Annotated in this window: 1 protein-coding gene; it reads right to left on the bottom strand. The window is 55.3% G+C overall.

Annotated features, from left to right (window positions below):
* Positions 1-733, bottom strand: a 733-nt coding sequence (locus ACR0C6_RS21685) for a MurR/RpiR family transcriptional regulator (protein ID WP_480621206.1), incomplete at its 3' end; no start/stop codon positions are given.
* Positions 734-761: the final 28 nt, after the last annotated feature.

Raw genomic sequence — 761 nt, 5'->3', positions numbered from 1 at the left:
CCCAGCTGGATGGCGCCTCGACCAGTGCGTGAAAGGTGTAGTTGGCGGTCTTGCCTATCGGTGATCCCCATTGGTCGGTGAACAGGATAACCGTCACACCGCGGCTTGATGCGACCTGCGCCAATTTCTCGAGATAGGCCTCGTATCGGCGGATATCAAAAATCACCAGAACCGAGGTTTCATCCATATCAAGCAGGTACTGCGGCCAAACGTTTGCCGAATTGCCCAGCATCGTCACATTGGGTCGAATAATCTGCATGTGATTGAACAGATAGTCCGCATTTGAACGCGTGATACGCCCGCCCACGACGTAAAGATGGCGATCCGTATTTGCCAGAAGCTGGGCAACGGTGTCGAACATCTCTTTGTCCAGACGTTCCAGCGTGTGGCGCATATTTGTCCAAACAGCCTGCGCAAACCGCGTTGTGGGATGCTCCGCCGCGTCATCCACAACCCAGGCATCCCGTTTCGAGATCGGCTTTTTGATCTGTGCCGCCACCTCTTCTCGCAGGGCGTCCTGCAGGGCGGGAAAACCGTCGAAACCCAGCTTGCGTGCCATACGTATGACCGTCGGGGTCGAGACCTGCGCGGCAGCGGCCAGCTTGGTGATCGATTGCAAGCCGGTCATTGGATAATCCTGCAAAAGTACCGAGGCCAGCTGCCGTTCTGACCGTGTCAGATCGTCAAGCTCTTCCTGTATCCGCTGTTTGACAAGTTTCGCAACGGTGGCCATCGGCACCTTCATTTCTCAAATTTTTTAC

Source organism: Ruegeria sp. AL12 (genome assembly GCF_056540885.1).
The sequence above is the reverse complement of the archived record's forward strand: the minus strand, read 5'-3'. Positions and strand labels throughout refer to the sequence as shown.